This window comes from Citrobacter sp. CK206 (assembly GCF_030333125.1).
GTDB lineage: Bacteria > Pseudomonadota > Gammaproteobacteria > Enterobacterales > Enterobacteriaceae > Citrobacter_B > Citrobacter_B koseri.
In genome coordinates, this window is record NZ_JAOWGM010000030.1 from 435,528 (window position 1) to 450,379 (window position 14,852).

The window sequence follows — 14,852 nt, forward strand, 5'->3', positions numbered from 1 at the left end:
TATGATTTGAATTACCAAATGATCACTACGGACGACGCGCTGGCGACGTTATGTGAAGCGGTTCGGGCATTTCCGGCGATTGCTCTTGATACGGAGTTTGTCCGTACGCGCACCTATTACCCGCAACTTGGGCTTATCCAGCTGTTTGATGGCGAGCATGTCGCCCTGATTGATCCTCACGGCATTACCGACTGGTCGCCTCTGCGCGCCGTGTTGCGTGATACCGCGATAACCAAATTTTTGCATGCGGGCAGCGAAGATCTGGAGGTTTTTCTCAACACCTTCGGAGAGTTGCCGCAACCGCTGATCGACACGCAGATCCTTGCCGCATTTTGCGGTCGCCCCTTGTCCTGGGGTTTTGCCGCGATGGTCGAGGAGTTTACGGGTGTCGCGCTGGATAAAAGCGAGTCCCGTACCGACTGGCTGGCAAGACCGTTAACCGAACGTCAGTGCGAGTATGCGGCGGCGGACGTCTGGTATTTGTTACCGATCACCAAAAAACTGATGGTCGAAACCGAAGCATCCGGCTGGCTGCCTGCGGCGCTGGATGAGTGCCGTCTGATGCAGCAGCGTCGTCAGGAAATTCTGGCGCCGGAAGAGGCCTGGCGTGACATCACCAATGCGTGGCAGTTGCGTACCCGTCAACTGGCCTGCCTGCAACTGCTGGCTGACTGGCGGCTGCGCAAGGCGCGTGAGCGCGATCTGGCGGTCAACTTTGTGGTGCGCGAAGAGCACCTGTGGGCGGTGGCGCGCTATATGCCGGGGAGTCTGGGCGAACTGGACAGCCTGGGGCTTTCTGGCAGCGAAATTCGTTTTCACGGTAAGACGCTGATCGCGTTAGTGGAGAAGGCGCAGGCGCTGCCGGAAGAGACGCTGCCGGAACCCTTGCTGAACCTGATGGATATGCCAGACTATCGCAAGGCGTTTAAAGCCATCAAAGCGCTGGTGGCAGACGTTAGCGCGGCGCACAACGTCAGTGCGGAATTGCTGGCGTCGCGTCGGCAAATCAACCAGTTGCTTAACTGGCACTGGAAGTTAAAACCGCAGGCCACGCAGCCGGAACTCATCTCCGGCTGGCGTGCGGAACTGATGGCGGAAAAACTGCGGAATCTGTTGCAGGAATATCCGCTGTAATACGGATGATGGCTGCTATCCGGCCGCTCCGTCATTAGCGCAGCGCCTGACAGATAGCCTCCGCCATCTGCCGAGTGGAGGCGGCGCCTTTCAGATCCGGTGTTTTCGGGCCGTCGGCGATAACTTGCTCAATGGCCGCGAGAATACCGTCATGTGCCTCCCGGTAGCGCGTATCGCCATTGCCGAGGAAATCCAGCATCATGGCGCCCGCCCAGATGGTGGCAACAGGGTTGGCGATATTCTTGCCGTATATATCCGGCGCAGAGCCGTGTACCGGTTCAAACAGCGATGGGAATGTGCGTTCCGGGTTCAGGTTTGCGGAAGGCGCAATGCCGATGGTGCCGGTACAGGCCGGGCCAAGATCGGACAGAATATCGCCAAACAGATTTGAGGCGACAACCACGTCAAAGCGCTCCGGCTGCATGACAAAGCGGGCGCACAGAATGTCGATATGCTGCTTATCCCAACGAATCTCCGGGTAGTGCTGCGCCATGGCTTCAACGCGTTCATCCCAGAAAGGCATACTGATGGCCAGGCCGTTGGATTTGGTGGCGGACGTCAGCGTTTTGCGCGGTCGGCTTTGCGCCAGCTCAAAGGCGTAGCGCAGAATGCGATCCACTCCGCGCCGGGTAAATACCGACTCCTGAATCACCACTTCGTGCTCGGTTCCGGCATTAACGCGCCCGCCCAGCGAGGAGTATTCCCCTTCGGTGTTCTCGCGCACGACGTAGAAATCAATATCTCCCGCTTTTTTTCCGGCCAGCGGGCAGGGAACGCCGGGAAACAGACGTACCGGACGCAGGTTAACGTACTGGTCAAATTCGCGACGGAATTTCAGCAGCGATCCCCACAATGAAACATGGTCCGGGACGGTATCCGGCCAGCCGACGGCGCCGAAATAGATCGCATCAAACGATTTTAGCTGCGCATGCCAGTCGTCAGGCATCATCGTACCGTGATGTGCATAATATTCGCAGCTGGCCCACTCAATCGGCTCAAAGCTGAGCGAGAGATCCCAGCGTTCAGCGGCGGTCTGCAATACGCGAATACCTTCAGGCAGGACTTCTTTACCAATACCGTCTCCGGGAATAGCGGCAATACGACAGGTTTTCTTCATACCAGCTCTCACTTATCAGCAGTCAAAATTGACTTACCCCTTATCCTATAATTGACTGATTGAGAGTTAATCCTTCCAACTGGTGAAACATAAAACACAGATCATGAATAATCTGCCTCTCCTGAATGATTTACGCGTCTTTATGCGGGTTGCCCGGCGTGCGGGTTTTAGCGCGGTTGCGGAAGAACTGGGCGTTTCGCCGGCGTTTATCAGCAAACGGGTGGCGTTGCTGGAGCAGACGCTGAACGTGGTGCTGCTCCACCGAACGACCCGGCGGGTGACGATCACGGAAGAGGGCGAGCGTATTTACGAATGGGCGCAGCGCATTTTGCAGGATGTGGATCAGATGATGGATGAGCTGTCTGACGTGCGGCAAGTCCCACAAGGTATGCTGCGTATTATCAGCAGTTTTGGCTTCGGTCGGCGGATTGTTGCGCCAGCGCTGTCGGCGCTGGCGAAGCAGTATCCACAGTTGGAGTTGCGGTTTGACGTTGAGGACCGGCTGGTAGATCTGGTGAATGAAGGGGTCGATCTTGATATTCGTATTGGTGATGAGATTGCCTCTAATTTAATCGCGCATAAGCTTGGAACCAATTACCGTATTTTATGCGCATCACCGGCGTTTCTGGAGCAGCACGGCACGCCGAAGCAGCTCAGCGATCTGGCAGCCTTTCCGTGTCTGGTGATTAAAGAGCGTGACCATCCCTTTGGAATCTGGCAGTTACGCACAAAAGAACGGGAATATTCGATTAAAGTGACAGGGTCACTGTCCTCCAACCACGGTGAGATTGTGCATCAATGGTGTCTGGACGGGCAGGGCATTGCGTTGCGGTCGTGGTGGGATGTCTGCGATAACATTGCCAGCGGCCATCTGGTGCAGGTTCTGCCGGAATATTATCAGCCTGCTAATATCTGGGCGGTCTCCGCTTCCCGTCTTTCCTCGTCGGCAAAAATTCGCATTACGGTTGAATTTCTGCGCCGCTATTTTCAGGAGCGTTACCCGAAGTTCAGCCTGGAATAAGCACCGCCGCGTTACTGTTTATGGCACAGCAGCAAATAAAAGGCAGAATACTCTGCCTTTTTATCGCGTTGCGTTATCCGAAAAGAGATTATCTGGACTCTTCGGCTTCCGGTAATGTCACGTTAAGCTCGAGAATTGAAATATCGCCGTCTTTTTGCTCAAGCTGTACGGTGACCATTTCTGGATCAATTTGCACATACTTGCAGATGACTTCGAGAATATCTTTTCTCAACTGCGGTAAATAATGCGGCTCGGCGTCGCTGCGACGGCGCTCCGCAACAATGATTTGCAGTCGCTCTTTAGCGATGTTGGCTGTACTCTTTTTCCGCGAGAGAAAAAAATCCAGTAATGCCATAACTTATCCTCCGAACAGGCGTTTGAGGAAACCTTTCTTCTCTTCTTCAATGAAGCGGAAAGGACGTTCTTCTCCCAACAGACGTTCTACGGTATCTGCATAGGCTTTACCCGCATCAGCAGTGATGTCGAGAATAACCGGCTCTCCCTGGTTGGATGCGCGCAGGACTGACTGATCTTCCGGGATAACCCCCACGAGTTTGATGCGCAGGATTTCCAGCACGTCTTCCATACTGAGCATATCGCCTCTGTTAACGCGGCCTGGGTTGTAACGCGTCAGCAGCAGATGCTCTTTAATCGGGTCTTCGCCGTTTTCAGCACGACGGGATTTTGACGCCAGAATGCCCAGAATACGGTCAGAGTCACGTACTGAGGAGACTTCCGGGTTCGTAGTGATAATCGCTTCATCGGCAAAATAGAGCGCCATCAGCGCGCCGGTTTCAATGCCCGCCGGAGAGTCGCAGACGATAAAGTCGAAATCCATTGTCTTCAGGTCATCGAGAACTTTTGCTACGCCCTCACGGGTCAGCGCGTCTTTATCGCGGGTTTGCGATGCCGGAAGAATAAAGAGATTCTCAGTGCGCTTATCTTTGATTAACGCCTGGTTTAGCGTCGCATCGCCCTGAATCACGTTCACGAAATCGTAAACGACACGACGCTCACATCCCATGATCAGGTCGAGGTTACGCAGACCGATATCGAAATCGATAACGACAGTTTTCTTTCCCTTCTGGGCCAAACCAGTAGCGATGGCCGCGCTGGAGGTGGTCTTGCCAACGCCCCCTTTACCCGAAGTAACTACAATAATGCGTGCCATAGAAATTCCTTGTTAAAAAGGGATCAATTCAACGGTTGAACTGCCAAAGCGTTATCTGCTAACCGCAGACGCGCCGCTTTGCCATAAAATTCTGCCGGGATTTTATCACTCAGCCAATAAACACCTGCGATAGACACCAGTTCTGCCGTCAGATGGGTACAAAAAATTTGCGCTTCCCGATCGCCGCTGGCGCCTGCCAGCGCACGGCCCCGCATCATGCCATAAACGTGGATATTACCGTCTGCGATTAACTCTGCGCCAGCGCTGACGTGACTTGTAACAATTAGATCACATTGTGGAGCATAAATGCGCTGACCGGAACGAACCGGTACGTCAATTAATCGCGTTTTTGTGATGGGGGTAACATTTTGCGGCGGCGCGCTCGGCGCCGGGACTTCGACCGGGGCGGAACGAGCGACTTTCTCTTTACCTTCAGTCAGTAAAGGAAGACCCATCTCGTCAATTTCCGCTTTTAGCGACGCGTCTTTGCAGCCGCTAACGCCGATAATACGCAGACCGGTAGACGTCACCACCTCTTGCAGCGCAGGCCAGTTTACTGGACTTTCAAGGCCGCTGACGTTAATGACCACGGGAGCATGTTTTAAAAAAGCAGGTGCCTGAGCGATTTTGTCTTCCAACGCCTGACGAATAACCTTGGGTTCAGCTTCGTGCAAATGAACCACTGATAAGGTGAAGCTACTGCCTTTAAGCTCGATTGGCGTGTTTGACATCCTGGCCTTACTCAATTTGCTATTTATCATCCCCAATGCGGGGCGATATTCCGAAGACTAGAAGGCATGTTATAGTCAGTATTATATTGAGGCAAGTCACCATCCCGTTAATTCAGAGTAAAAGTATGTTTTGTGTGATCTATCGAAGTAGCAAACGCGACCAGACCTATTTATACGTCGAAAAAAAAGACGATTTCTCACGGGTTCCTGAAGACCTGATGAAGGGATTCGGGCAGCCAACGCTGGCAATGATTCTGCCGTTGGATGGGCGTAAGAAATTAGTGAATGCCGACCTGGAGAAAGTAAAACAAGCGTTAACCGACCAGGGGTATTATTTACAACTGCCGCCACCGCCGGAAGATTTACTCAAACAACATCTTTCTGCGCCGGGCGAAAATAAACCAGACGCTAAAAGTTAAACTGTATCCGGCAACGCGAATGCCCTGCCGATGCAGTTCCTGAAATCCACGATTACGTTAGGGGAAAATAATGTATCAACATCACAACTGGCAAGGTGCTCTGCTTGATTACCCGGTAAGTAAAGTGGTTTGTGTAGGCAGTAACTACGCAAAGCATATTAAGGAGATGGGTAGCGCAACGCCGGATGAACCCGTTCTTTTTATTAAACCGGAAACGGCGCTGTGCGATCTGCGCCAGCCGCTGGCGATTCCGACGGACATGGGCGCCGTTCACCATGAAGTCGAACTGGCGATATTGATTGGCTCGACTCTGCGCCAGGCGACGGAAGACCATGTCCGCAAGGCGATTGCCGGTTATGGCGTGGCGCTCGATCTGACGCTGCGGGATATTCAGGGCAAAATGAAAAAAGCCGGTCAGCCCTGGGAAAAAGCAAAAGGGTTTGATAATTCCTGCCCGCTGTCAGGTTTTATTCCGGTTTCGGAGTTTCATGGCGATCCGCAAAATACCGCGCTCGGGTTGAAAGTGAACGGCGAAATCCGTCAGCAAGGCTCGACGGCGGAGATGATCCACCACATCGTGCCGCTCGTCGCCTACATGAGCCGTTTCTTCACGCTCAAAGCGGGAGACGTGATCCTGACCGGCACACCGGAAGGCGTTGGCCCGTTGCAAAGCGGCGACGAGCTGGAAGTCAGTTTTAACGGTCAAACGCTGACGACGCGCGTCCTGTAATCTCTGCTTGCCGCCTTTTCGGGCGGCAAAACTTGCATCAGCGTGCCAGACTGGTTATAAGGTGCAGCTTTACAGCAATGGCGGATACCCTGATGAGCGACATACCTTTCTGGCAAAGTAAAACCCTGGATGACATGACCGATGCCGAGTGGGAGTCGTTGTGTGATGGATGCGGCCAGTGTTGCCTGCACAAACTGATGGATGAAGACACCGACGAAATCTATTTCACCAACGTGGCGTGTCGCCAGTTGAATATCAAAACCTGCCAGTGTCGTAACTATGAACGTCGGTTCGAGTACGAGCCAGACTGCATTAAACTCACCCGCGATAATCTGCCTACCTTTGAATGGTTGCCGATGACCTGCGCCTATCGCTTGTTAGCGGAAGGAAAGGGGCTGCCGGGCTGGCATCCGTTGTTGACCGGGTCGAAAGCGGCGATGCACGGCGAGCGTATTTCTGTGCGCCATATTGCGGTGAAAGAATCTGAAGTGCGGGACTGGCAGGATCACATCTTAAACAAACCTTCATGGGCGGACTGAACCGCCCATTGTTCAGCAAGCGTTAATTACGCTTTTTTCGCCTGATACATTTCATCGCCGTGGTTGTCGTCTTCAACCCAGAAATTGATATTGAATTGCGCATCGTCGCTTAATTCGATGCGGTGCCAGTATTGCGGCGGGCTGGTCGCAAACTGACCGGCGTTAATGACCACTTTGAGTTCAGGTTCTTTGGCATCTTCGTTAGCGAAACCGTAGTAAGTGACCGTGCCTTCCATCACGCAGAGTTGCCCAAAGACACCCGCAGCGGTGTTATGGTGGGAGAGCAGTGCGGCTGGCACATTCTCTTTGGTGAAGAAGGGAGTGGAACGTTTAATTTTCCAGTTTGCCGGGATGCGTAAATGGGACATAAGGCGTCTCCTTGTGGGGGCATCTATAAGATGTATTTAATATACATCTTATAGATGCCCGGAAGCAACGCCGTCAGGCGAAAAAAAACGCTCCCGAAGGAGCGTTCTGTTATCGGCTAAAGAGATCGCGTCTTTTCGGCTTAAACGGTTGAGCAATCAACACCAGGATCGCGATCGCCAGATACGCCGCAAAAATCCCCAACAGCCACTGCGGCATCTCCAGGGTTAAAAACGACCACTGACGCTCGGCGCAGTCGCCGGAAGCCAGGAAGACCTGCGGCAGCCATTTATCCAGCGGCAGCCACGTCGGGAAGCGCGCAGCAAAATCACAGGTCATGAACGGCGAAGGATGAAGCTGGATCATCGTGTGTTCATAAGCCAACTGCAACCCGCGCCAGGCGCTGTAAATCCAGATCGCTATCGCCACATAACGCAGCGGCGTTTTAGGGGCGACAGCGCCAACCAGACCCGCGCCCATCACGCCGAATAACGCGCTACGTTCGTAAATACATAGCACGCAAGGTTTGAGCAGCATGACGTGCTGGAACCACAGCGCTACCATTTCGAGCGCAAAGGCAGTTAACGCCATCAGTAACCACGCGCCCCGACCCCGTGAGCACTGGTTTAAAAATCGCAACATAATTATTTCCCTGCAACATGCGTAGACACCGCAGTGTAAACCAATTCAATTTATGCGCCAGTAGTGGGAAATGAAATAAAGTATAATCGGATAATTATCATGCAAAAAGTCAAACCGGGCAGTGATTTGCCCGGTTTGATGTTATGAGAATGTAGCTAACCAGCCAGATTGCGTCATCCACTCCGTGATGGGGGTGAGGGTAAACTCGACGCAGAGTAAACCAACGAGGGTGAGCACCAGCGTGTATGGCAACGCCATCCAGACCATACGGCCATAAGAGAGACGAATCAGCGGCGCCAGCGCAGAGGTGAGCAGGAACAAAAATGCCGCCTGGCCGTTTGGCGTCGCCACGGACGGCAAATTGGTGCCGGTGTTGATCGCTACCGCCAGCAGTTCGTACTGTTTCATGCTGATTGCGCCGCTTTCCATAGCCGCTTTGGCCTCATTGATGTAAATCGTCCCGACGAACACGTTATCGGAAATGGACGACAGCAGGCCATTGAAGAGGTAGAACAGCGTTAACTGCGCATGTTCGGAAGCCTGTAAAACGAACTGGATGATCGGGGCGAAAAGATGCTGATCGATAATGACCGCCACGATGGAGAAGAAAACCGTCAACAGCGCGGTAAACGGCAAGGACTCAGTAAATGCTTTGCCAATCGCGTGTTCATCGGTGACGCCGGTGAGTGACGTGGCCAGAATAATGACCGACAGGCCAATCAAGCCCACTTCCGCCAGATGCAGCGCCAGCGCCGTCACCAGCCAGACGCCGATAATCGCCTGCACAAACAGATTGAGTTTGTCCTGGCGTGTACGACGTTGACGGCTTTGATCGTCGAACTCCTGCAAAATATGACGCACTTTCTCCGGCAGCGTTTCACCATAGCCAAACCAGCGCAGTTTCTCGACCAGCACGCAGGTGAACAGCCCGCAAATTAGCACCGGAACCGTCACCGGCGACATGCGCAGGAAGAAATCGCCGAAATGCCAGCCCGCCGCTTTGGCGATAATCAGGTTCTGCGGTTCGCCAACCATCGTCATGACGCCGCCCAGCGCGGTGCCTACGCCCGCATGCATCATCAGGCTGCGCAAGAAACCGCGAAACTGCTCCAGCACCGCTTTACTGTTCTGGTCGAGGTGATCGTCATCCTGGAGATCGTTCTCTTCGCCGCGCGCAGAGGCGACGCGATGATAAATGCCATAAAAGCCGACCGCGACGCTGATGACCACCGCGACAACGGTCAGGGCATCAAGGAAAGCGGACAGGAAGGCGGCAGCCATACAAAATGCGAGCGACAGCAGCATCTTGGAACGAATGCTAAGCAGCAGGCGGGTAAAAATGAACAGCAGCAACTGCTTCATAAAGTAGATGCCTGCGACCATGAACATCAGCAGCAGCAGCACTTCGAGGTTGGCGGCAACCTCTTCGCGCACATGCGCTGCGCTGGTCATCCCAATGATGACCGCTTCAATCGCCAGTAATCCGCCTGGCAGCAGGGGATAGCACTTCAGCGCCATCGCCAGCGTGAAAATAAATTCAGCGACCAGCAGCCAGCCCGCTACAAACGGATTGATGAAGAAAATCAGTGGATTAGCAATTAAAAAAGCGATTAATGCAAGTTTATACCAGTCAGGCGACTGGCCCAGAAAGTTGCGCCAGAATGCGCGACCCCAGGAGAGCTCCATGGCAGTTTCCCTTACCTGTAAATGTGAGAATCATGTTTTTATGTTTAGGCGCAAAGCTTAGCGGCCAGGGTAAAAGCAGGCAAGTCCTTAACGTGATGGCGCGGCGTTATCCAGAAAATGAAGCCTTGATCCCCTTTTTCTTCATCCTGTCCGCTATCAGCCATGAAACCCGTCTGGTATGATGAGTGTAACTATGTTTTGCTGTGTAATGGAAATCTCACTATGGTCATTAAGGCGCAGAGCCCGGCGGGTTTCGCGGAAGAGTACATCATTGAAAGTATCTGGAATAACCGCTTCCCACCTGGCACTATTTTGCCTGCCGAACGTGAACTCTCCGAACTTATCGGAGTGACGCGCACCACGTTACGCGAAGTATTGCAGCGCCTGGCGCGAGACGGCTGGTTGACGATTCAACACGGCAAACCGACAAAGGTGAACAATTTCTGGGAAACGTCCGGGCTGAATATTCTTGAAACGCTCGCGCGTCTTGATCATGAAAGCGTGCCGCAACTGATTGATAATCTGCTGTCGGTGCGAACCAATATCTCCACGATTTTTATCCGCACCGCGTTTCGTCAACATCCTGATAAGGCGCAGGAGGTACTGGCGACGGCGAATGAAGTGGCCGACCACGCCGATGCGTTCGCGGACTTGGATTACAACATTTTCCGCGGTCTGGCGTTTGCCTCCGGTAATCCGATTTACGGTCTGATCCTGAACGGGATGAAAGGGCTGTATACCCGCATTGGCCGTCACTATTTCGCCAACCCGGAAGCCCGGAGCCTGGCGCTCGGTTTCTACCATAAGCTGTCATCGCTTTGCGAACAGGGCGCGCATGACCAGGTGTACGAAACGGTACGCCGTTACGGTCATGACAGCGGTGAGATTTGGCATCGTATGCAGAAGAATTTGCCCGGCGATTTGGCCATTCAGGGCCGCTAATCGTTATACGCCGGATGGCGCTTTGCTTATCCGGCCTACGGTGGTGTGCTGTTTGTAGGCCGGATAAGGTGTTTACACCGCCATCCGGCAATTAAACTACAGGCTGTTCATTCTCGGCGGGCACCGCTCCAGCAGCTCAACGCTGCCATCCTCATTCTGCTGCTCCAGCATGACATCAAACCCCCACAGGCGATGCACATGTTTCAGCACCTCTTTACGTCCCTTGTCCAGCGGTGCGCGGTTGTGAGGAATATAACGTAGCGTCAAAGAGCGATCGCCGCGTAAATCCACATTCCAGATCTGAATATTCGGCTCCAGATTGCTCAGGTTGTACTGTGACGAAAGCCGATTGCGGATCTCGCGATAACCTTCCTCATTGTGAATGGCCGAAATTTCCAGATAGTTGTGCCGGTCGTCGTCCAGCACGGTAAAGAAACGGAAATCACGCATCACTTTCGGCGACAGGAACTGGCTGATAAAGCTCTCGTCTTTAAAATCACGCATCGCGAAATGCAGGGTTTCCAGCCAGTCTGAACCGGCGATATCCGGGAACCAGTATTTGTCTTCTTCCGTTGGCGACTGGCAAATGCGTTTGATGTCCTGGAACATCGCGAAGCCAAGCGCATAAGGGTTAATTCCGCTATACCACGGGCTGTTGTACGGCGGCTGGAACACCACATTGGTGTGGCTGTGTAAAAACTCCAGCATAAAGCGTTCGGTCACTTTACCTTCATCGTAAAGATGATTCAGGATGGTGTAGTGCCAGAACGTCGCCCAGCCTTCGTTCATCACCTGCGTCTGTTTTTGCGGATAGAAATACTGGCTGACCTTGCGCACGATGCGCAGGATCTCGCGCTGCCATGACTCCAGCAACGGCGCGTTCTTTTCCATAAAGTAGAGCAGGTTTTCCTGCGGTTCAGACGGGTAACGCCGCGTTTCGGCGACGGCTTTCTCTTCCTCTTTCTTCGGCAGAGTACGCCACAGCATATTCACCTGGCTTTGCAGATACTCTTCGCGACTTTTCTGCCGGGCTTTCTCCTCCTGCAACGAAATTTTTTGCGGGCGTTTGTAGCGATCGACGCCATAGTTCATCAGCGCATGGCAGGAATCCAGCAGCTTTTCAACTTCATCCACGCCATAGCGTTCTTCGCATTCGGTAATGTAATTACGGGCAAAGATCAGGTAATCGACAATCGAACTGGCGTCGGTCCAACTGCGGAACAGGTAGTTATTCTTGAAGAAAGAGTTATGCCCATAGCACGCGTGCGCCATCACCAGCGCCTGCATAGTAATGGTGTTCTCTTCCATCAGATAAGCGATACACGGGTTGGAGTTAATGACGATTTCATAGGCCAGCCCTTGCTGACCATGCTTATACAGGCGCTCGGTTTCAATGAATTTTTTGCCAAACGACCAGTGAGGATAGTTGATCGGCATCCCGACGCTGGAATAGGCATCCATCATCTGCTCAGAGGTGATCACCTCGATTTGGTGCGGATAGGTATCCAGTTTGTAGAGTTTCGCGACGCGGTCAATCTCCGCCAGATAGACATCCAGCAGATCAAACGTCCAGTCGGGTCCATCGCTCAAACGTGTGCTGTCCTTGTTCATGGAATCAATCGTAGCCATTCGCGCACCCTCATTGTTGGCGGCACTCTCTGTCTGGAGCACCTCATTTCAAGCATAGAACACCGTGTTAAAAAACGTGCTGATGAAGAAAATTTTTCTTTGCGATTTCGCAGCGCCGGCACGCCAGAAACTGGCATGGCTGCGATATTTTATGCTGGATAAAAATGACGCACAGCAGGAGATGCCAAAGCAGAGAGATCCCTGACAACAGAGGCAGATGTGAGGTGCGTCACCATAAAAAAGCTATATGTTGAATAATATTTTCAACTGAGTTATCAAGATGTAATTAGAAGATTGTTCTTTTACTGTTAACGGAGTGGCTATGCGAGTTGTCATACTGGGAAGTGGCGTCGTTGGCGTAACCAGCGCCTGGTATCTGTGTCAGGCTGGGCATGATGTCACCGTCATCGATCGTGAACCTGGCCCGGCGCTGGAAACCAGCGCGGCGAACGCCGGACAAATTTCTCCGGGCTATGCCGCGCCGTGGGCGGCGCCGGGTGTGCCGCTGAAGGCCATCAAGTGGATGTTCCAGCGCCATGCGCCGCTGGCTGTTCGCCTGGACGGGACGCAGTTTCAGTTGAAGTGGATGTGGCAAATGTTGCGTAACTGCGACACCCGCCATTACATGGAGAACAAAGGGCGCATGGTGCGTCTGGCGGAGTACAGCCGTGATTGCCTGAAAGCGCTGCGCGCCTCAACCGGCATTCAGTATGAAGGGCGTCAGGGCGGAACATTGCAGTTATTCCGTACCGCGCAACAGTATGAGAACGCCACCCGCGATATCGCCGTTCTGGAAGATGCCGGCGTACCGTATCAGCTACTGGAATCCAGCCGCCTGGCGGAGGTTGAACCTGCGCTGGTGGAAGTGGCGCACAAACTGACCGGCGGCCTGCGTTTGCCCAATGATGAAACCGGAGATTGCCAGCTGTTCACTCAGCGCCTGGCGCAGATGGCGGAACAGGCGGGCGTGACGTTTCGCTTCAACACGCCGGTGGAAAAACTGCTGTACGAAGGTGAACAAATTTACGGCGTGAAGTGCGGGGATGACATCATCAAAGCCGATGCTTACGTGATGGCGTTTGGCTCTTACTCGACGGCGATGCTCAAAGGGATCGTCGATATTCCGGTCTATCCGCTTAAAGGTTATTCGCTGACGATTCCGGTCGCACAGGACGATGGCGCGCCAGTTTCGACTATCCTTGATGAAACCTACAAAATTGCCATTACCCGTTTTGATAAGCGTATTCGCGTGGGGGGAATGGCGGAAATTGTTGGCTTTAACACTGAATTATTACAACCGCGTCGTGAAACGCTGGAGATGGTCGTACGCGATCTCTTCCCGCGCGGAGGGCATGTGGAACAAGCCACGTTCTGGACCGGGCTGCGGCCAATGACCCCGGATGGTACGCCGGTGATCGGACGGACGCGCTTCAAAAACCTGTGGCTGAATACCGGGCATGGGACGCTGGGCTGGACAATGGCCTGCGGTTCAGGGCAATTACTGAGCGATATTCTTTCAGGTCGTACACCTGCTATTCCTTATGACGACCTGAGCGTAGCGCGGTACAGCCCTGGCTTTACGCCGTCACGACCCCGGCATCTTCATGGCGCGCATAACTAATAAGGAAGCGAGATGACCCGCCCTATACTGGCCAGCCTTGACCTGCAGGCGATGAAACAAAATCTTGGCATTGTGCGCCAGGCCGCCCCGGACGCTCGCGTCTGGTCGGTGGTGAAAGCCAATGCCTACGGACATGGTATCGAGCGTATCTGGACGGCGTTGGGGGCGACCGACGGCTTTGCCATGCTCAATCTCGAAGAGGCGATTACGCTGCGAGAGCGGGGATGGAAAGGGCCGATCTTAATGCTGGAAGGGTTCTTCCATGCCGACGAGCTGGCCATATATGACACATACCGTCTGACGACCTGCATACACAGCAACTGGCAGCTCAAAGTGTTGCAAAACGCGCGCCTGAACGCGCCGCTGGATGTTTATCTCAAAGTGAATAGCGGCATGAACCGGCTGGGTTTTTTACCCGAGCGGGTACAGACTGTCTGGCAGCAACTGCGGGCGCTGCCGAATGTGGGCGAAATGACGTTAATGTCGCATTTTGCCGATGCTGAGCACCCGGAAGGGATCGACCAGGCGATGACGAAAATCGCCCATGCGACGGAAGGGCTTGAATGCCGTCGCTCGCTGTCGAATTCAGCGGCTACGCTGTGGCATCCTGAAGCCCATTTCGACTGGGTGCGACCCGGAATTATTCTGTATGGCGCATCGCCGTCAGGGCAGTGGCGGGATATCGCCAATACCGGGCTGAAACCGGTTATGACCCTGAGTAGCCAGATTATTGGCGTACAGACGCTGAAAGCGGGCGATCGGGTCGGATATGGCGGACGCTATACCACTACCCAGGAGCAGCGCATCGGGATTGTGGCGGTGGGCTACGCGGATGGTTATCCCCGTCATGCGCCAAACGGCACGCCAGTGCTGGTGGACGGTGTGCGTACCGGAACGGTTGGCACCGTGTCGATGGATATGCTGGCGGTGGATCTGACGCCGTGTCCGCAGGCGGGTATCGGTACGTCTGTGGAACTGTGGGGGAAAGAGATCAAGATTGATGATGTCGCCTCTGCGGCGGGAACGGTGGGGTATGAACTGATGTGCGCGCTGGCGCCGCGTGTTCCGGTTGTGACGGCGTAACTTTTTTGTGGTGCCGTAGGA

The 14,852-nt window shown here is 53.7% G+C and carries 16 protein-coding genes; 8 read left to right on the forward strand and 8 right to left on the reverse strand.

Translation table 11 applies throughout. From position 1 onward, the window contains the following. Positions 1-6: 6 nt before the first annotated feature. The gene (rnd, locus tag OGX81_RS19360) at positions 7-1,134 is read left to right on the forward strand and encodes a ribonuclease D (protein WP_104868557.1); all 1,128 of its coding nucleotides are present in this window, start codon (positions 7-9) and stop codon (positions 1,132-1,134) included. A gap of 34 nt (positions 1,135-1,168) precedes the next feature. Here the strand turns inward: rnd and OGX81_RS19365 are convergent, their stop codons facing one another. Next, complete coding sequence (locus OGX81_RS19365) at positions 1,169-2,251, reverse strand: tartrate dehydrogenase (RefSeq protein ID WP_104868558.1); 1,083 nt, start codon at positions 2,249-2,251, stop codon at positions 1,169-1,171. Between the two features lie 103 nt (positions 2,252-2,354). Here OGX81_RS19365 and OGX81_RS19370 point away from each other — a divergent pair, with 103 nt between their 5' ends. Then, positions 2,355-3,272: a LysR substrate-binding domain-containing protein gene (locus OGX81_RS19370; protein WP_012132072.1), complete on the forward strand. Its 918-nt coding sequence runs from the start codon at positions 2,355-2,357 to the stop codon at positions 3,270-3,272. Positions 3,273-3,360: 88 nt separating this feature from the next. Here OGX81_RS19370 and minE read toward each other — a convergent pair whose 3' ends face one another. Genes minE through minC form a run of 3 tightly spaced genes read right to left on the reverse strand, consistent with a single transcriptional unit; the run spans position 3,361 to position 5,174 of the window. Further along, a complete protein-coding gene (gene minE, locus OGX81_RS19375; RefSeq protein ID WP_003859937.1) occupies positions 3,361-3,627 on the reverse strand; it encodes a cell division topological specificity factor MinE in 267 nt (88 codons plus the stop codon). A 3-nt stretch (positions 3,628-3,630) separates the two neighbouring features. After that, positions 3,631-4,443, reverse strand: coding sequence for a septum site-determining protein MinD (minD, locus tag OGX81_RS19380; RefSeq protein ID WP_047463261.1), 813 nt, complete (start codon positions 4,441-4,443; stop codon positions 3,631-3,633). A 23-nt stretch (positions 4,444-4,466) separates the two neighbouring features. Further along, positions 4,467-5,174, reverse strand: a complete 708-nt coding sequence (minC, locus tag OGX81_RS19385) for a septum site-determining protein MinC (RefSeq protein WP_104868559.1) — start codon at positions 5,172-5,174, stop codon at positions 4,467-4,469. 125 nt (positions 5,175-5,299) lie between these two features. On the opposite strand from minC, the gene OGX81_RS19390 reads away from it, so the two are divergent. From OGX81_RS19390 to ycgN, 3 genes are all read left to right on the forward strand, one after another. Further along, positions 5,300-5,593 carry a YcgL domain-containing protein gene (locus OGX81_RS19390; RefSeq protein ID WP_024130270.1) on the forward strand — a complete coding sequence of 98 codons (294 nt, stop codon included), beginning with the start codon at positions 5,300-5,302 and terminating at the stop codon, positions 5,591-5,593. A gap of 70 nt (positions 5,594-5,663) precedes the next feature. Beyond that, on the forward strand, positions 5,664-6,323 hold the full coding sequence (locus tag OGX81_RS19395) for a fumarylacetoacetate hydrolase family protein (protein ID WP_049008376.1): 660 nt from the start codon (positions 5,664-5,666) through the stop codon (positions 6,321-6,323). A gap of 92 nt (positions 6,324-6,415) precedes the next feature. Continuing rightward, complete coding sequence (ycgN, locus tag OGX81_RS19400) at positions 6,416-6,862, forward strand: cysteine cluster protein YcgN (protein WP_047464034.1); 447 nt, start codon at positions 6,416-6,418, stop codon at positions 6,860-6,862. A 26-nt stretch (positions 6,863-6,888) separates the two neighbouring features. Here ycgN and OGX81_RS19405 read toward each other — a convergent pair whose 3' ends face one another. The 3 genes from OGX81_RS19405 to nhaB all read right to left on the reverse strand — a co-directional run bounded on the left by OGX81_RS19405 (position 6,889) and on the right by nhaB (position 9,556). After that, complete coding sequence (locus OGX81_RS19405; RefSeq protein ID WP_047463267.1) at positions 6,889-7,230, reverse strand: TehB family protein; 342 nt, start codon at positions 7,228-7,230, stop codon at positions 6,889-6,891. Between the two features lie 109 nt (positions 7,231-7,339). Next, positions 7,340-7,870 carry a disulfide bond formation protein DsbB gene (gene dsbB, locus OGX81_RS19410; RefSeq protein ID WP_024130271.1) on the reverse strand — a complete coding sequence of 177 codons (531 nt, stop codon included), beginning with the start codon at positions 7,868-7,870 and terminating at the stop codon, positions 7,340-7,342. Positions 7,871-8,011: 141 nt separating this feature from the next. After that, positions 8,012-9,556, reverse strand: coding sequence for a Na(+)/H(+) antiporter NhaB (nhaB, locus tag OGX81_RS19415; RefSeq protein WP_012132080.1), 1,545 nt, complete (start codon positions 9,554-9,556; stop codon positions 8,012-8,014). A 222-nt stretch (positions 9,557-9,778) separates the two neighbouring features. On the opposite strand from nhaB, the gene fadR reads away from it, so the two are divergent. Continuing rightward, positions 9,779-10,498, forward strand: coding sequence for a fatty acid metabolism transcriptional regulator FadR (gene fadR / locus OGX81_RS19420; protein WP_047463273.1), 720 nt, complete (start codon positions 9,779-9,781; stop codon positions 10,496-10,498). 96 nt (positions 10,499-10,594) lie between these two features. Here fadR and OGX81_RS19425 read toward each other — a convergent pair whose 3' ends face one another. Beyond that, positions 10,595-12,127, reverse strand: a complete 1,533-nt coding sequence (locus OGX81_RS19425; protein ID WP_024130273.1) for a SpoVR family protein — start codon at positions 12,125-12,127, stop codon at positions 10,595-10,597. 322 nt (positions 12,128-12,449) lie between these two features. Between OGX81_RS19425 and OGX81_RS19430 the strand changes: the two genes are divergently transcribed. Beyond that, the gene (locus tag OGX81_RS19430; RefSeq protein WP_104868560.1) at positions 12,450-13,748 is read left to right on the forward strand and encodes a D-amino acid dehydrogenase; all 1,299 of its coding nucleotides are present in this window, start codon (positions 12,450-12,452) and stop codon (positions 13,746-13,748) included. Between the two features lie 12 nt (positions 13,749-13,760). Next, the gene (gene dadX / locus OGX81_RS19435) at positions 13,761-14,831 is read left to right on the forward strand and encodes a catabolic alanine racemase DadX (protein ID WP_104868561.1); all 1,071 of its coding nucleotides are present in this window, start codon (positions 13,761-13,763) and stop codon (positions 14,829-14,831) included. The last annotated feature ends 21 nt before the right edge of the window (positions 14,832-14,852 follow it).

Coding starts and splice junctions, on each gene's coding strand:
- OGX81_RS19365 (WP_104868558.1), bottom strand. CDS start 2,251: ATGAAGAAAACCTGTCGTATTGCCGCTATTCCCGGAGACGGTATTGGT.
- OGX81_RS19370 (WP_012132072.1), top strand. CDS start 2,355: ATGAATAATCTGCCTCTCCTGAATGATTTACGCGTCTTTATGCGGGTT.
- minE (WP_003859937.1), bottom strand. CDS start 3,627: ATGGCATTACTGGATTTTTTTCTCTCGCGGAAAAAGAGTACAGCCAAC.
- minD (WP_047463261.1), bottom strand. CDS start 4,443: ATGGCACGCATTATTGTAGTTACTTCGGGTAAAGGGGGCGTTGGCAAG.
- minC (WP_104868559.1), bottom strand. CDS start 5,174: ATGTCAAACACGCCAATCGAGCTTAAAGGCAGTAGCTTCACCTTATCA.
- OGX81_RS19390 (WP_024130270.1), top strand. CDS start 5,300: ATGTTTTGTGTGATCTATCGAAGTAGCAAACGCGACCAGACCTATTTA.
- OGX81_RS19395 (WP_049008376.1), top strand. CDS start 5,664: ATGTATCAACATCACAACTGGCAAGGTGCTCTGCTTGATTACCCGGTA.
- ycgN (WP_047464034.1), top strand. CDS start 6,416: ATGAGCGACATACCTTTCTGGCAAAGTAAAACCCTGGATGACATGACC.
- OGX81_RS19405 (WP_047463267.1), bottom strand. CDS start 7,230: ATGTCCCATTTACGCATCCCGGCAAACTGGAAAATTAAACGTTCCACT.
- dsbB (WP_024130271.1), bottom strand. CDS start 7,870: ATGTTGCGATTTTTAAACCAGTGCTCACGGGGTCGGGGCGCGTGGTTA.
- nhaB (WP_012132080.1), bottom strand. CDS start 9,556: ATGGAGCTCTCCTGGGGTCGCGCATTCTGGCGCAACTTTCTGGGCCAG.
- fadR (WP_047463273.1), top strand. CDS start 9,779: ATGGTCATTAAGGCGCAGAGCCCGGCGGGTTTCGCGGAAGAGTACATC.
- OGX81_RS19425 (WP_024130273.1), bottom strand. CDS start 12,127: ATGGCTACGATTGATTCCATGAACAAGGACAGCACACGTTTGAGCGAT.
- OGX81_RS19430 (WP_104868560.1), top strand. CDS start 12,450: ATGCGAGTTGTCATACTGGGAAGTGGCGTCGTTGGCGTAACCAGCGCC.
- dadX (WP_104868561.1), top strand. CDS start 13,761: ATGACCCGCCCTATACTGGCCAGCCTTGACCTGCAGGCGATGAAACAA.